The 14,568-nt window shown below is 51.7% G+C and carries 14 protein-coding genes; 10 read left to right on the forward strand and 4 right to left on the reverse strand.

The features are described from left to right. Position 1: 1 nt before the first annotated feature. The 9 genes from ACIDE9_RS12865 to ACIDE9_RS12905 all read left to right on the forward strand — a co-directional run bounded on the left by ACIDE9_RS12865 (position 2) and on the right by ACIDE9_RS12905 (position 9,646). Positions 2 to 1,783, forward strand: coding sequence for an autotransporter assembly complex protein TamA (locus ACIDE9_RS12865; RefSeq protein WP_411995116.1), 1,782 nt, complete (start codon positions 2 to 4; stop codon positions 1,781 to 1,783). Next, complete coding sequence (locus ACIDE9_RS12870) at positions 1,783 to 5,073, forward strand: translocation/assembly module TamB domain-containing protein (protein ID WP_411995117.1); 3,291 nt, start codon at positions 1,783 to 1,785, stop codon at positions 5,071 to 5,073. The genes ACIDE9_RS12865 and ACIDE9_RS12870 overlap by 1 nt, the downstream gene beginning before the upstream one ends. A gap of 20 nt (positions 5,074 to 5,093) precedes the next feature. Then, positions 5,094 to 5,684, forward strand: a complete 591-nt coding sequence (gene wrbA / locus ACIDE9_RS12875; protein ID WP_411995118.1) for an NAD(P)H:quinone oxidoreductase — start codon at positions 5,094 to 5,096, stop codon at positions 5,682 to 5,684. Positions 5,685 to 5,708: 24 nt separating this feature from the next. Beyond that, entirely contained in the window at positions 5,709 to 6,434 is a 726-nt protein-coding gene (locus ACIDE9_RS12880; RefSeq protein WP_411995119.1) for a HugZ family protein, read from the forward strand. After that, the gene (locus tag ACIDE9_RS12885; RefSeq protein ID WP_411995120.1) at positions 6,431 to 6,793 is read left to right on the forward strand and encodes a DUF2069 domain-containing protein; all 363 of its coding nucleotides are present in this window, start codon (positions 6,431 to 6,433) and stop codon (positions 6,791 to 6,793) included. Before ACIDE9_RS12880 ends, ACIDE9_RS12885 begins: the two co-directional genes overlap by 4 nt. A gap of 97 nt (positions 6,794 to 6,890) precedes the next feature. Continuing rightward, positions 6,891 to 7,640: a 5'/3'-nucleotidase SurE gene (surE, locus tag ACIDE9_RS12890; protein WP_194754242.1), complete on the forward strand. Its 750-nt coding sequence runs from the start codon at positions 6,891 to 6,893 to the stop codon at positions 7,638 to 7,640. A 44-nt stretch (positions 7,641 to 7,684) separates the two neighbouring features. After that, positions 7,685 to 8,320, forward strand: a complete 636-nt coding sequence (locus ACIDE9_RS12895) for a protein-L-isoaspartate(D-aspartate) O-methyltransferase (protein ID WP_411995189.1) — start codon at positions 7,685 to 7,687, stop codon at positions 8,318 to 8,320. Continuing rightward, entirely contained in the window at positions 8,317 to 9,225 is a 909-nt protein-coding gene (locus ACIDE9_RS12900; protein WP_411995121.1) for a peptidoglycan DD-metalloendopeptidase family protein, read from the forward strand. The genes ACIDE9_RS12895 and ACIDE9_RS12900 overlap by 4 nt, the downstream gene beginning before the upstream one ends. A 73-nt stretch (positions 9,226 to 9,298) precedes the next feature. Continuing rightward, positions 9,299 to 9,646, forward strand: coding sequence for a hypothetical protein (locus ACIDE9_RS12905; protein WP_411995122.1), 348 nt, complete (start codon positions 9,299 to 9,301; stop codon positions 9,644 to 9,646). Between the two features lie 39 nt (positions 9,647 to 9,685). On the opposite strand, the gene leuA is transcribed toward ACIDE9_RS12905, so the two are convergent. Continuing rightward, the gene (gene leuA / locus ACIDE9_RS12910; RefSeq protein ID WP_411995123.1) at positions 9,686 to 11,371 is read right to left on the reverse strand and encodes a 2-isopropylmalate synthase; all 1,686 of its coding nucleotides are present in this window, start codon (positions 11,369 to 11,371) and stop codon (positions 9,686 to 9,688) included. A gap of 163 nt (positions 11,372 to 11,534) precedes the next feature. Between leuA and ACIDE9_RS12915 the strand changes: the two genes are divergently transcribed. Then, complete coding sequence (locus ACIDE9_RS12915; protein WP_194742875.1) at positions 11,535 to 11,999, forward strand: Lrp/AsnC family transcriptional regulator; 465 nt, start codon at positions 11,535 to 11,537, stop codon at positions 11,997 to 11,999. 754 nt (positions 12,000 to 12,753) lie between these two features. Here the strand turns inward: ACIDE9_RS12915 and ACIDE9_RS12920 are convergent. The 3 genes from ACIDE9_RS12920 to ACIDE9_RS12930 form a co-directional block, all read right to left on the reverse strand. Next, complete coding sequence (locus ACIDE9_RS12920; protein ID WP_411995124.1) at positions 12,754 to 13,122, reverse strand: thioredoxin family protein; 369 nt, start codon at positions 13,120 to 13,122, stop codon at positions 12,754 to 12,756. A 150-nt stretch (positions 13,123 to 13,272) separates the two neighbouring features. Continuing rightward, positions 13,273 to 13,806 carry a PEP-CTERM sorting domain-containing protein gene (locus ACIDE9_RS12925; protein ID WP_411995125.1) on the reverse strand — a complete coding sequence of 178 codons (534 nt, stop codon included), beginning with the start codon at positions 13,804 to 13,806 and terminating at the stop codon, positions 13,273 to 13,275. A gap of 168 nt (positions 13,807 to 13,974) precedes the next feature. Continuing rightward, positions 13,975 to 14,568, reverse strand: coding sequence for a nitroreductase family protein (locus ACIDE9_RS12930; RefSeq protein ID WP_411995126.1), 594 nt, complete (start codon positions 14,566 to 14,568; stop codon positions 13,975 to 13,977).

Raw genomic sequence — 14,568 nt, forward strand, 5'->3', positions numbered from 1 at the left:
AATGCACCTCATGCTGACTTTGCTGGCCCTGGTTTTGCTAGCACAGACAGCAACCTGCTATGCTCAAGACACGCTCTGGTTTGAGGTCAAATCAGGCACCAGCTACCAGACACGCTTTTCACTCGCCAATGATACGCCCCCAGAAGATACCTCAGCACTGCGTGAGCTGCTGCAAAAACACCTGACCATCCACGAAGCCATGCAAAACCCGCGCATGAACGACAGTGAATGGCGCCGATTAATACAAAAAACCCCGCAAGAAATTGCCGATTTAGTGGCCACTGAAGGTTACTTTAAAACCAAAACCGTCACCGTCCAACCTAGCGTCAACCTGGCCGAATTTCATATCAGCCTGCCACCGCAAGCCAAAGTCAGTCAGGTTAACGTCTCGATCACTGGCGAAATCCAGCAACCCAGCCATCAATCTACATTAGAAGCCGCGCAGAAAAGCTGGCCACTGCCAGTGAACAGCACCTTTACCCAACAAGCCTGGGGTACTGCCAAGCGTGAGTTACTGGCCACCTTGCTGCGTGCAGAGTTTCCAAACGCCAAAATCACTACCTCGCAGGCCATGGTCAATCCACAGACCCAAGAAGTGTTGATTACCCTCGCCATGGATTCCGGGCCTGCGGTACGCATAGGCGAAGTCAGCATACATGGGCTACAACACTACAAAGAGTCGCTGGTGCGTCCGCTCAACACACTGAAAACTGGTGCGCCCTATCGTCAATCCGATTTACTGACCTTACAAAACAGCTTTATGAGCACAGGTAAATTTCGCTCGGTGGACGTAGTTGCCAGGACGGAAGCACTCAACGCCGATCATAGTGCTGACATTGACGTCACTGTGCACGAAATGGAGCAGAACACCTTCCGCATTGGCGCAGGCGCCAGCACCAACACCGGCGCCCGTATCGTATTTAACTACACCGACCGCAACCTGTTTGACCGCGGCCTGTTATGGGATAGTAGCTTGCGGCTAGAACAGAAGCTGCAAGCCGTCACCTCCAACATCACCTTTCTCACCGATAACAAAGGCTACCGCGACAGCATACAAAACAGCGTGACACGCACAGACCTCGAAGGTCAGATCACCACTGCCGTGCAGAATGGTGTGCGCCGCTATTGGGGCCAGCCTGGCATTTTCGAGCAATATGTCGGCGCGAATCTGCTATATGAATTTTTAACCGTGGACGGCGAATCGTCGCAATTTAACAAGGCGGCCACACTGGCCTATGGCCTGAATGTGCGCAAACTGGATCATCCGCTGGCACCGACCAAGGGCTGGATACTAAACACCCAGTTCCAACTGGCACCGCTGGACAAGCTGTCTGACGGCCGCTTTCTGCAGTCGCAAGCCAGGTTACAGGGTTTTTACCCACTGACACAATCCACGCAATGGCTGGGCCGCATTGAAGTTGGCACCGTCACCGGCGCGCGCAGTGTGCCTGCGACTTACTTATTCAGGGCGGGTGGCGACCAATCCGTGCGCGGTTACGCTTTCCAGTCACTCGGCGTTAAAGAAGCCGATGCGATTGTTGGCGGCCGCGTGTTACTGACTGGCAGCAGCGAAATTGTGCAATGGCTGACCTCATCCTGGGGCGCTGCCGTATTTGTCGATTTTGGTCATGCCGCCAATAGCTGGAAAGACTATGACCCGGCCTTTGGTTATGGCCTGGGGGTACGCTGGCGCAGCCCGATTGGTCCGGTAGGCGTGGACGTTGCCTATGGCGAAGAAACCAAAGAATACCGTTTGCACTTTAACCTGGGCGTGAATTTCTGATGTTACTCGTAAACACATTCAAGCGCTTGCTCAAACTCACGCTCACTGGTGTGCTTTGTTTATCGTTGATCATCACGCCACAAATGGTGTGGGCGGCAAATGTACTGCTGATGACCAGTTTAAAAGAATTTGAAACCGACCTCGGTAACGCAACACTCAAAGTGGAAGGCATAGATTCCAATATGCGCCTGGCGGTCACGCCCAAAGGCGAGCTCACCGTCTCGCAGTTTCGCGCCAAACAAATCACTTTGCGTTTTAAACCCACGACCGAGGTTACGCCAACGCCTCCAGCGGCAAAAACACCGCTACCAGCGCGTATCAACATTCCGTTGCCGTTTCACTTGCTCTCCGGCCAGATTGACCAGCTCACTATTATCCAGGGCGCAAGCACTTCAGAGATTACACAGATTCAGTTTGACCTCGATGCCGACAATCAGGTCTTGCAATTCCGCATCGCACAAGCGCTGAGCCCGTGGGGCAAAGTCAGCACGCATTTTCAAATACAAAATGCCGCGCCCTTCGCGCTTAATGGCTGGATGGACGTGCAACAACCGCAAACCGAATTACCTTATCACCTGCGCACCGAACTACATGGTGATTTAACCCGGCTGGAGATTACCGCCAACCATCACTACCAGCCACAAGCCAGGCCATTTGCGATAGTGCCAGCCAGCGGGCAGACCGAAGACCTGCTGCAAATCAGCGCCAGTATTGGCCTGGATGAAACACGCAACAGCCATTTACTATTGCATCTACAACAGCTGCAAGCCAAGCATATCCATCCGCAACTGGCTGGCAAGGTGGATTTAAAAATTGTCGCCGATGGTAGCCTGACCGAACAAGGCCAGATGCTGGCAACCATAGACGCAGGAGACAGCCGCTTGCAGGGGCAGCCGCTGATTGTGCGTGGCAGTGCCAGCCTGCAAGGCACACAACTAATGAATATGGACTTGCTGGCGCAACTGGATAAAAACAAACTGACCATACAAGCGGGTAAAAACATCTCTACCGTGGAGGTCACCACGTTGTCATGGCAAGCCGAGCTCGCCAACCTGGCGCAACTGATGCCAGGCTTTGCGGGCCAGGTAAAAGGCACTGGCACGGTGCAACAGTCTGCCAGCGGCTTTGCAACCACCTATCAACTCTCTGGCCAGCAATTGCAGTTACCACAAGGCTTAACGTTAGCAGGCTTTGAGGCAGAGGGTCAGGCCACTGACCAGTCACAGGGCTCGCTCAAAAACCAGGTCAAGTTACGCGGTTTGTCACAGCAGAATGCGCGCGGCATCGATAGCCCCCCGATTGACGCCGAACTCAACCTGACAGGCACGCTGGCGAAACACCAATTGGCGCTCAAAGTGAATGATGCTGATCCGTTATTGCAGCGCAACCTGTTACTAGCGTTAGAGGGCAGTTGGCAAGCAAACACCTGGCAAGCACAGCTCACGCAATTGCAAGATGCCAATGGCAAGGTCTTTCAACTGGCACAACCTGCCAGCCTGCAATGGCAAAATGAACAAGGCTTCCAGTTGCAAAACCTGGTCGTCAATGCCCTCTCAGGCCAGCTGCAACTCGATCAGCTGCGCTACCGCCCGGCCAAGGTCACCGACCAGCTCACACAACAAGCAGCCGAAAAAGTGCAGTTCAGCAGCCAAGGCGCACTCAAGGCGTTCCCATTACAAGCGGTGATGGCATGGCTGGTACCCGAGCATTCAGAAGCCTTACCTGCAGACCATTTGCGTGTTTCGGCACAATGGAAGCTAGCATTAGATGAACAACTGAACGGCGCACTGCACCTTGAGCGCAGTTCGGGCGACTGGCAAACCTATGACAGCAGCCAGGCACGCTGGCAAGGGCTGGGTATACAGACACTACTGGCAGATATCCAGGCGCAGAACAATCGCGTCAGCGTGCAAAGCAGCATAAGCGCAGACAGCGCGATAGACCTGCAATTCAGTGGCAACATCCTCGTCACACCGACCGCAAATGGTATCGTGATTCAACACACAGCCCCGCTCTCGGCACAACTCAAGGCCAACATTTCGCAACTAGGCTGGCTAGCCAAGCTTATGCCAGACATGCAGCCAGCCGGGCAATTAACCATAGATGCCCAGGCTAGCGGCATGATCGCTCAGCCACAATTACAAGGCAGCATTCAAGGCCAGGCGCTGGCCTTACAAGTCCCATCGCAAGGCCTGTGGCTGGAACAAGGCAACCTGCATGCCATCCTATCAGGCGACCAGGTGAATATTGACCAACTACACTTTGCTGGCAAAAGTGGCGAACTCAATGGCAACGGCCAACTGGTGTTTAAAGACGATCGCTGGCAACTGGATGCCGCCATGCAATTCAACAAATTACAGGCTTTATCCCGGGTAGATCGCTGGGTACAACTGAGCGGCAATACCAACATCAGCATGGCCAGTGGGCAAACCTTGCTCAGCGGCAAACTCAAGATACATAAAGGCCTGTTTGAACTGCCGAAAGCGGATAAGCCCAAACTGGACGAAGATGTCGTGATTGAATCACCACAAACCAGCCAGGCTGAACCGACGTCGAAACTGGTGTTTAAGAACTTTGCACTCGACTTTGGCGACAAACCACTGGTATTACCTTTCAAGGAATCCGAGCAGTTTATGTTACGTGGTCAAGGCCTCAACGGTGCCTTAAGTGGCAATATGCAACTCAATGGCCTGCTGGATGACCTGGCTGCCGCGGGCACACTGGAAATCACCGGTACGTATATCGCCTATGGCCAGTCACTCAATATCGAAACCGGCCGCCTCATATTCAGCGGCAAGCTGCCCAATATCGGCCTGGATGTGCTGGCGACCAGGCAAGTGGAAAGTACCAAAGTCGGCATTCAAATCAATGGCAGCCTGCAAACGCCGCAGCTTAAACTGGTCTCTACGCCTGATACCAGCAATGAAAATAAGATTTCACTGCTGGTACTGGGGCAACCCATGTCACAAGTCGGCAGCAGTGATATGGCCTTGTTATCCGTTGCAGCAGGTGCACTGTTATCCCAAGGCGACTCCGTTTCCCTGCAAACCAAAATTGCACAAGCCGTCGGCCTCGACAGCATAGACGTGCGTGGCACCGGCCCCACCAACTATGCCGTCAGCGTCGGCAAACGCATTAACCGCAACCTGGTGGTTGGCTATGAAAAAAGCATTGTCGGCCTGTTAAATGTTGGTAAACTCACCTATCAACTGACCAAGCGCATCTCCATCGAAACTAGGACCGGCTCAGACAACGCGCTGGATGTGTTTTATGGATTTAGCTTTGACTAATCACGTATATTTTCTAAACAATGACCGAAATCCTGATTCTTTATTATTCACAAGGCGGCGCCGTCAAAGAGATGGCGCAATTAATTGCACGTGGCGTGGAAAGTGTTGCCGGGGCGACAGCGCGGGTACGCACCGTGCCTAAAGTGTCAGCCAACTGTGAAGCCACAGAGGCAGACATTCCGGCGTCTGGCGCACCGTATGCCACCTTGCAGGATCTGGAAGCGTGTGCCGGATTGGCCTTGGGCAGCCCTACCCGCTTTGGTAATATGGCCGCGCCGATGAAATATTTTCTCGATGGCACGTCCGGCTTGTGGCTCAAGGGGTCGCTCATCGGCAAACCAGCGGCGGTATTCACCTCCAGCGGCTCACTGCATGGCGGTAACGAAATGACGCTGATGACCATGATGATTCCGCTGATACACCACGGCATGCTGATGTTAGGCTTGCCTTATTCAGAACCGCAATTGGGCACCACCAAAACAGGTGGTACACCTTATGGCGCCAGTCATATTGGTGGCGCATTGGATGACCAGCCGATTTCGGATGATGAAAAAAAATTGTGTATGGCCTTGGGTAAACGCCTGGCCGAAACTGCACTCAAATTGCAATAACAGTTTTTCAGGAAAAGTAACGCTATGTCTGCTGCCCTCGCCCATGAAGCCCGCCAATTCTTGTTTTCAACCCGCCATGCCATTTTATCGACGCACTCGATGAAATACCCTGGCTTTCCGTTTGGCTCGGTGGCGCCGTTTGTTTGCAACCAGCAAGCCGAACCGGTGATTCTAATCAGCACCATTGCTGAGCATACCAAAAATATTCTGGAAAACCCGAAAGTCTCCTTGCTAGTGTTTTCTGGTGCCGATGATTTACAAGCCAATGCACGGCTAACCCTAATGGGCGAAGCGATTCATTGCGACAAACAGGATGAGGATTTGCGTGCGCGTTATTTACGCTATCTGCCTCAAGCAGCCAGTTACTTTGATATGCATGACTTTCATTTTTACCGCATCAAGATTGAGCAAGTACGCTATATTGCGGGCTTTGGCCGCATGGGCTGGTTTGAAGGCGATGCGCTCAATGACGACCTGGCTGACAGCATGCTGGCGGCACAGGAAGGCGGCATCGTCTCCCATATGAACGAAGACCATAAAGACAGCCTGCTGCAATATTGCCAGCATGTGCATGGCGTGACAGCCGACCATGCAGAAATGATCGGCCTGGATGCAGAAGGCTTTGATGTGCAATATCATCAGGGCGAAGAAACGCAAGGCCTGCTGCGTTTTCAGTTTGAACAGCCGGTATTAAACGCGATGGACGCACGTAAAGCACTGGTTGCCCTAGCACAAGCAGGTAGATCATGATTCCACGCATTTTATCCGTTAGCCGCAGCGCGGCCAGTATCAGCCTGCTGGGCCTGATTGTGTTGTGCCTAGGTTGGGAGATTTTCTGGGCGCCTTTACGCGCAGGCGGTAGTTTGCTGTTTCTCAAAGCACTGCCCTTACTGTTACCGCTATTTGGCATTTTACGCGGCAAACGTTATACCTATCAATGGTCAGGCATGCTGATTTTGTTTTACTTCACCGAAGGCGCGGTCAGGGCATGGTCAGAGACAGGTGTAGCGCGGTGGCTGGCCGTGGTAGAAGTCATCCTCAGCCTGATTTTCTTTGCCAGCGTGATTGCATATTCCAAATACACAGGCCGCAGTTACCAGCCTGCGTGAGATCGCTTTAACAGCATCAATGCAGGTGCCATTTTCACTATAAATTCTTTCGTGTACGGACGCTGACAAGCCTGGTAAACCTTATATAATATCGGGCATGAGAATTCTGTTATCCAATGACGATGGCTACCTGGCACCAGGCCTGAACACACTTGCCAGCCACCTAAGCAAAATCGCTGATATTACGGTGGTGGCACCTGAGCGTAACCGTAGCGGTGCAAGCAACTCACTGACGCTAGACCGCCCCTTGAGTGTCAAACAAGCCGCCAACGGTTTTTACTATGTCAACGGCACCCCTACTGACTGCGTACACATTGCCCTCACCGGCCTGATGCAAGACATGCCGGACATGGTGATTAGTGGCATCAATGATGGCGCCAATATGGGCGACGACACCATTTACTCAGGCACGGTCGCGGCCGCCACTGAAGGCTATCTGCTAGGCATTCCTTCATTTGCCGTCTCCATGTCGCAGCACCAGCCAGCCCACTTTGAAACGGCAGCCAAAATCGTGGTCGACCTGGTCAAGCAATACAACCACAGCGAATTTACCGAGCCTACCCTGCTCAATATCAATGTGCCAGATCTGCCATTGCAAGAGATTAAGGGTCGTCAGATCACGCGCCTAGGCAAACGCCACAAGGCTGAGTCTGTGATTAAGCTGCAAACCCCGCGTGGTGAAACGGTTTACTGGGTAGGCGCCGCCGGACAACCCAATGATGGCGGTGAAGGCACTGACTTTCATGCCGTCGCACAAGGCTATGTTTCTATCTCCCCTATCCAGGTAGACCTGACCAAGCATTCGCAAATCGCAGCCATGCAACAATGGCTGCAAGCCAAGAATTAAGTATTATGGCGATTCCAAGAACATCCAATAAAACCGGCATAGGCATGACGTCGTCACGTACCCGTGAGCGCATGCTGACCCGCCTGCGCGAACAAGGGATTAGCGATGAAGTAGTGATCGCCGCTATGGCCGATATTCCGCGCCATATCTTTGTCGATGAAGCGCTATCTATTCGCGCTTATGAAGATGTTTCATTGCCGATTGGCTACGGCCAGACCATTTCACAGCCTTATATTGTGGCCAAAATGACGCAAATCCTGCGCAATGGCAAACAGCTCAATAAAGTGCTGGAGATAGGCACTGGTTGCGGCTACCAGACGTCGGTATTGTCACGCGTCAGCACCGAGGTTTACTCACTGGAACGCATACGTCCGCTGGTGATGAAAGCCAGAAACCATTTGCGCACCTTAAAATGCACCAACGTTAAACTGGACCATGCCGATGGCAGCCTGGGCTTGAAAAGTTATGGACCATTTGATGCCATTATGGTCACTGCCGCTGCCAGCCATGTACCGCAAGAGCTGGTTGAACAACTGGCCGTGGGTGGCCGCATGGTGATTCCGGTCGGCACCACAGAACAAGTCTTACATCTGATCGAGCGTAGCGCACAAGGCGTACAACAAATTGCGTTGGAGCCGGTCAAATTTGTTCCATTGTTGGGAGGCACGGCTTTATCATGAGATTCCGCACTTTGCTCACGGTATGGGGCACCAGCTGCACACTTGCCGCCTGCGCCCTTAACTCACCCATGCCACGGGCGCCGGTCAGCAGTAGCTCTGTCAGCAATATCCCGGGCAGTACCGAGAGTAATAAACCAGTGGCTACGCCGGCAACGCTGGGGGCTAATCAATACCTGGTGCAAAAAGGCGACACACTGTACAGCATAGGCCGTAAGTTTGGCATCCCGTTCATGAAGCTGGCCGACGTTAACCAGTTACAGGCGCCGTACGAGATTCATGTTGGCCAAGTGCTCAGCCTGAACGCCAAGGCAACGAGCAGCACGGCAAATAGCAAAGCCAATGACAGTGCCAATCCGCCAGATGATGCAGAAGTCGTGACTTCAGCCATTGTTCGCCCAGACATTAACAATGCTGCGGAACCCGCGACGACTGCAGCAGCAAGCAATGCGCAGGCACCTGCTGACACTGGCAAGACGGCAACAGCAACGGACCTTGAAGCAATTACCGATGCGGATATTCAATGGCAATGGCCATTAGCGGGCAAAGTCAGCACTGGCTTTGACGCCCAAACCAACAAAGGCCTCAATATCACTGGCAATGCAGGCCAGGTGATTAATGCCGCAGGGGCTGGCAAAGTCATTTACAGCGGCATGGATGTACGTGGCTACGGCAAGCTGATCATCATCAAGCACAACAGCAACCTGCTCTCAGTGTATGCCCATCAAGGGAATTCTTTAGTGAAAGAAGGCGCGTTTGTGGCCTCTGGCGAAAAACTGGCCAATTTGCCAGCCCAAGCCAATAACAAATCACCGGTACTGCATTTCGAGATTCGCCAAAAAGGCAAACCGGTAGACCCGGTCGGTTATTTACCAAATAATCCGGCTACAATAAGCAGTAACAGTTAACACCCGCGCACTCTGTGCGGGCTTGAAAGCAATCAATGGCGCTTAGGCGCATGTTGCTTGAAAGGAGTAGCGCATGGATCCAAACCGTTACAGCAAAAACCGCACTATCCGCCCGGACAGCCCCTGGCAAATTGTGCAGGCATCATTTACCCTGGGCTTGATGGTGTGCGGCTTTATCGGCATTGCCGTGCATGTATTTGGCAGCAACCAGGGGCCAATGGACTGGGTGCAATGGGTCATGGCTTCAACGCTCAACATGATACTCACTGCCGTTGGGCTACTGGCTGCCTTCGCCTTCCATCGCTACATCACCCACATCAGCAGCCAGCAACGGCGCTCAGCAAGCAACCTGCCGGTCTATGCCATGATGCTGGTTGGCGCCTATTTCATCTATAGACTCATCTCCACCGGCCACTGGTAAAGATACGCCGCCTAAGACGATAGGCGGCGGTCAATCACATCAGGCCATTTTAACCATCCCTGCGGGCTGTACACCACAACGATTCATGCCGCTGAAAATCGCTTTAATAGAAGCAGTCACGATATTAGTATCCATGCCCACGCCATAACAGACTTTGCCCTGGCAGACGACTTCAACAAAGGCACAGGCAGTCGCTTCGCCAGCAGAAGGGCTAGCACCCAGTGAGCGCTCTTCGAAACTGCGTACTTGTACCTGTATGCCAATATTCTGCAGCGCATGAACTGCCGCATCTACCGGCCCATTGCCCTGCCCGCTGGCGATGGTCGGTACACCATTCACGGCAATATGCATGCGGATGGCCTGTCCTTGTGCATGCGTTTCAAGCTGGTAGTCCTGAAAGTGCAGAGGCACGATGGCAGACACATACTGTGCATTAAACAGCTGCCACAGCTCGGCAGGCCCGACTTCACTGCCATGCTGATCCGTATATTGCTGGACCACGCCTGAAAACTCCACCTGCATGCGTCTGGGCATGACGACACCGTAATGGTTTTCCATCAGGTAGGCCACGCCGCCTTTACCGGACTGGCTATTCACGCGAATAATCGAATCATAATTGCGGCCCAGGTCTTTAGGGTCAATAGGCAGGTAAGGCACGTTCCAGCGCGCATCTGCCTGCTGTGTCGCAAAGCCTTTTTTAATCGCATCCTGGTGTGAGCCAGAGAATGCAGTAAAAACCAGATCCCCCGCATAAGGATGGCGCGGATGAATCTCAATCTGCGTACATTCTTCAACCGTACGGCCAATCGCATCAATATCCGAAAAGTCCAGGCCGGGATGCACACCTTGCGTATACATATTAAGCGCCACTGTCACCAGGTCAACATTCCCTGTACGCTCGCCATGCCCGAACAGGCAACCTTCGACGCGATCAGCGCCCGCCATGATACCCAGCTCGGTCGCAGCTACCGCCGTACCGCGGTCATTATGCGGATGCAGACTCAGAATAACGCTATCGCGGCGCGCCAGGTTGCGGTGCATCCACTCAATCTGGTCTGCATACACATTGGGGCTCGCCACTTCTACCGTCGCCGGGCAATTGATAATCACCTTGCGTGTTGGCGTCGCCTCCCAGGCCTCGGTGACTGCATCACATACCTCTTTAGAAAAATCAAGCTCAGTGGCCGTAAACGTCTCCGGGCTATATTGCATGATGATTTCGGTTTCAGGCATGTCGACTGCCAGTGCCTTGACCAGCTTCACCGAATCGACGGCCATGGCTTTCACCTCGGCCTTGCTCATATTAAAGACGACCTCTCTAAACGTAGGCGAGATCGCATTATAAATATGCACAATGACACGCCGTGCGCCACGCACCGACTCCATGGTCCGGCGTATCAGGTGCTCACGCGCCTGCGTCAGCACTTCTATGGTCACATCATCCGGGATGCGCTTTTCCTCAATCAGGCTGCGTACAAAATTAAAATCCGTTTGTGACGCCGAAGGAAAAGCCACTTCAATTTCTTTGAATCCCATCTGGCACAGCATATTAAACATACGCAGTTTCTTTTCCGCATCCATAGGCTCAAACAGCGACTGGTTACCATCACGCAGGTCAGTACTCATCCAGATCGGAGGCTGGCTGATGACTGCATTCGGCCACTGGCGGTCTTTGAGATTCACAGGGGGAAAGGCCTGATATTTTTGTGCGGATTGTGTCTGCATGCTGTGCTCCATCGGTTTTGTTTTTGACAGGAGACATGATAGAGGTTTGGCGAAAAATTAAATTGCTAATTTCCACACAAATAGCCAATTTAAAAAATATTATTTCAATTAATTAATTATTTTTGTAATATTATTTCAATATAAAATTAAAGTTGAAATTTATATGAAATTAGACCGGTTCGACAAAGCCATACTCAGCATTCTGCAAACCGATGGACACATCAGCAACCAGGAACTCGCTGACCGTATCGGCCTCTCCCCTGCGCCATGCCTGAGAAGAGTCAAAGCATTAGAACAAGCAGGCCTGATACTTGGCTATCAGGCACTGGTCGATGCCAAAAAGCTGGGGTTGAGCTTAATGGCGTTGATTGGTATTTCCATGGATCAACACACACCAGAACGGTTTGCCAATTTTGAAAGCAGCATCACGCAGATTCCAGAAGTGCTTGAATGCCTGCTGATTACCGGCCAACAATCAGACTATTTGCTTAAAGTGGTTGTAAAGGACATGGATGATTACCAGCATCTGTTGCTGCATAAAATCACCAAAATTGCAGGTGTTACAGGCGTACATACCAGTTTTGTACTGAGGAATGTGGTGGCGCGGGCGAAAGTGCCAGTGGATTAAAAGTGATCAAGAAAGAGGCCTTTAGCCAATGCTTGCTATAGCAATATCCTATTTCGCCTTTCGGCGAGTCACTTTCTGGTGCTTGTCCCCCAAAAAGTAACCAAAGAGGAAGACACCCAGCCATCACGGCCTGACGGCTCCCTTGCGTTGCTCAACAAAATGGGCGTCCATCGAAACTCGCCCTAGCGGCTTGCACACCCCGCAAGCCACCGCGGAACTCGAACAGTCGATGGCAGAGCCCCCCCACTTCGCCTGTGCTACTCAGCGTGATGAGATGGGATTTGTCTCATCTAACTTGCATTGATTTAGTTCGGATGGTTAAAAACCAGATTCTTTTACTAAAGTCTGAAAACAGTTGCGTTCGCCTGGTGTTCGGGGTCCCCATCTGCCGCGCCGAGCAACGCAGGATTGACGGGAGTCTTCGACCATCGGCTGTCCGAGCTCCGCAACAAGCCACGTCTTTTGTGGCTTGTCAGGGCGAGTTTCGATGGACGCCCGGCAAGCCGAGTAGCACAGGAATCAAGCGGAAGCTGGGGTGTCTTGTTCTTTGCCTTCTTTCTTATGGACAAGCATAAGAAAGAATGGTCGCCGAGAGGCGAAATAGATCGATCATAGAATAGTCTTCGCTTTGGGCAAGCTAAAGAAAGTAACTCGCCGAAAAGGCAAAAAGCAACGCCCATTACATCACTAATTGACACACTCAAAAAGCAAAAAGCCATGCAATGCATGGCTTTTTAAACACAATAATCAGCGATTATTGCTTAGCGTCTTCCGCTTTGTAATATTCACGCACTGGCGTCATATCAAACTCACGTGCCCACTTGATAATCTCATCCAGCGCCGGTGCACCAATCTCCCCGACTTGCGCATGAATACCTGCACGCTCACGAATGACCAACAATCCAGGAATCTGCTTCACTTCGAAATACTCAGAAATTTCCGGATCAGTTTCAGTATTCACCATACCAAATACGATGTCCGGATTTTTTGCTGCAGCAGCTTCAAAAGTCGGCGTAAATGCGACACAAGGGTCACACCATGGCGCCCAAAAGTCGACAATCACGAACGCATTGCTTTCGATGGTTTCTTTAAAGTTTTCTTTGGTCAGTGTTACAACCGCCATACTATCTCCAGTCCAAAAAATTGTTTTTATGACTCATATTTTAACAGACGAAGCCTGATGCCAGAGAAATTTTCATCGGTGACTCGTCCCAAACCTTAAAAACAAAAAAGTCGGCAAAGCCGACTTTTTTATGGTTCACATGCGCATGAATTACACAGTGGCTTTTCTTCTACGCACCAATACAATAGCACCCAGGCCAGCCATCAGCAAACCGTAGGTTTCTGGTTCCGGTACAGCATTCACGCGGAATGCATAGTTCAGATTAGTGACATTGTTGTCTCTAACAAAGGCAGAAGCAGCAGAGTGAATATCACCCAACACGAATGAATCTACTGGACCGTAGTATGCTCCGTTGTATTTGTTGTTATAGTCTTGTGCAAATACAGCACCGCCGTAACCAATCACGTCATACCAAGCCTGGAAGTCGATGTTTGCAGCAGACGCATCAATAGTACTGATTACGTAGTCTGATGCAGAGCCACCAAACAACAGTGCAGCGGCTTCTTGAGCGGTATAGGCTAATGGACCATTGGTCGCATCATAGGCAACATCGCTCCAGTATGGTGCATCATCGTTATACACAGACCAGCTACCTACAAAGGTATAACTAGCGGCATTGGCAAAAGACATGCCTACAAACAAGGCTGCGCCGACCAGCGTTTTAGCAAAGCGCGAAATCAACATATTCTCTCTCCTCTAAGAATTAACCCGAATAAACAGGCATATTTTTAATAACAAATTTTATTTATGCCCCATGCTAATTCATCGTGTCAAATAACTCAACAACAATATGATTGATCAGCGGCTAATCTACCCAAACGGGCTAATCTACTCGTAGACAGAGATGCAACATTATTGACCTTGCCAGACCCCATTAAAAAATAACTCTTCCAGTGGCTTGCGACTACGGGCAGCCAGTTCGCGCTCTTTCACTTCGCCCGATAAACTGTCTACGGATGCCTGGTAGCCTACAGTCACCATGGCTAAAATTTGGTAGCGCTCTGGCACCTTGAAAGTTGCCCTGGCTTTATCGGCGTCGAATCCACCCATTTGGTGCGCCATCAGGCCCAGGGCTGTGGCTTGCAAACACAGGTTTTCAGTCGCGGCGCCTGTATCGTAGGCGGCCCACTTATTCGGTTTATCGTTATGGCCAAACAAGGTATCTGCGCAAATTAATAACAGCACCGGCGCGTTAACTGCCCAGCCTTGGTTGCCAGGCACCAGGCAATCAAACGCTGCCTGCCAGGCTTGCAGATTATCGGCCTTGTTGCAAACAACATAGCGCCAGGGCTGGTCGCCAAAACAGGATGGCGCCCAACGGGCGGCTTCAAGCAGGCTAACCACTTGTTCTTTGCTGACCGACTGGTCTGCATCATAAGCACGGCCGCTCCAGCGGTTAGCTAACAGTTCATGAATGGCTTGTTGCGTGATCGCAGGTTTTTGCAT

The organism is Methylophilus sp. 'Pure River' (genome assembly GCF_046765995.1).
GTDB lineage: Bacteria > Pseudomonadota > Gammaproteobacteria > Burkholderiales > Methylophilaceae > Methylophilus.

What these genes read in the sequence shown, in the direction of transcription:
- ACIDE9_RS12865 (WP_411995116.1), top strand. Translation starts at nt 2, where the DNA reads ATGCACCTCATGCTGACTTTGCTGGCCCTGGTTTTGCTAGCACAGACA.
- ACIDE9_RS12870 (WP_411995117.1), top strand. Translation starts at nt 1,783, where the DNA reads ATGTTACTCGTAAACACATTCAAGCGCTTGCTCAAACTCACGCTCACT.
- wrbA (WP_411995118.1), top strand. Translation starts at nt 5,094, where the DNA reads ATGACCGAAATCCTGATTCTTTATTATTCACAAGGCGGCGCCGTCAAA.
- ACIDE9_RS12880 (WP_411995119.1), top strand. Translation starts at nt 5,709, where the DNA reads ATGTCTGCTGCCCTCGCCCATGAAGCCCGCCAATTCTTGTTTTCAACC.
- ACIDE9_RS12885 (WP_411995120.1), top strand. Translation starts at nt 6,431, where the DNA reads ATGATTCCACGCATTTTATCCGTTAGCCGCAGCGCGGCCAGTATCAGC.
- surE (WP_194754242.1), top strand. Translation starts at nt 6,891, where the DNA reads ATGAGAATTCTGTTATCCAATGACGATGGCTACCTGGCACCAGGCCTG.
- ACIDE9_RS12895 (WP_411995189.1), top strand. Translation starts at nt 7,685, where the DNA reads ATGACGTCGTCACGTACCCGTGAGCGCATGCTGACCCGCCTGCGCGAA.
- ACIDE9_RS12900 (WP_411995121.1), top strand. Translation starts at nt 8,317, where the DNA reads ATGAGATTCCGCACTTTGCTCACGGTATGGGGCACCAGCTGCACACTT.
- ACIDE9_RS12905 (WP_411995122.1), top strand. Translation starts at nt 9,299, where the DNA reads ATGGATCCAAACCGTTACAGCAAAAACCGCACTATCCGCCCGGACAGC.
- leuA (WP_411995123.1), bottom strand. Translation starts at nt 11,371, where the DNA reads ATGCAGACACAATCCGCACAAAAATATCAGGCCTTTCCCCCTGTGAAT.
- ACIDE9_RS12915 (WP_194742875.1), top strand. Translation starts at nt 11,535, where the DNA reads ATGAAATTAGACCGGTTCGACAAAGCCATACTCAGCATTCTGCAAACC.
- ACIDE9_RS12920 (WP_411995124.1), bottom strand. Translation starts at nt 13,122, where the DNA reads ATGGCGGTTGTAACACTGACCAAAGAAAACTTTAAAGAAACCATCGAA.
- ACIDE9_RS12925 (WP_411995125.1), bottom strand. Translation starts at nt 13,806, where the DNA reads ATGTTGATTTCGCGCTTTGCTAAAACGCTGGTCGGCGCAGCCTTGTTT.
- ACIDE9_RS12930 (WP_411995126.1), bottom strand. Translation starts at nt 14,568, where the DNA reads ATGCAAAAACCTGCGATCACGCAACAAGCCATTCATGAACTGTTAGCT.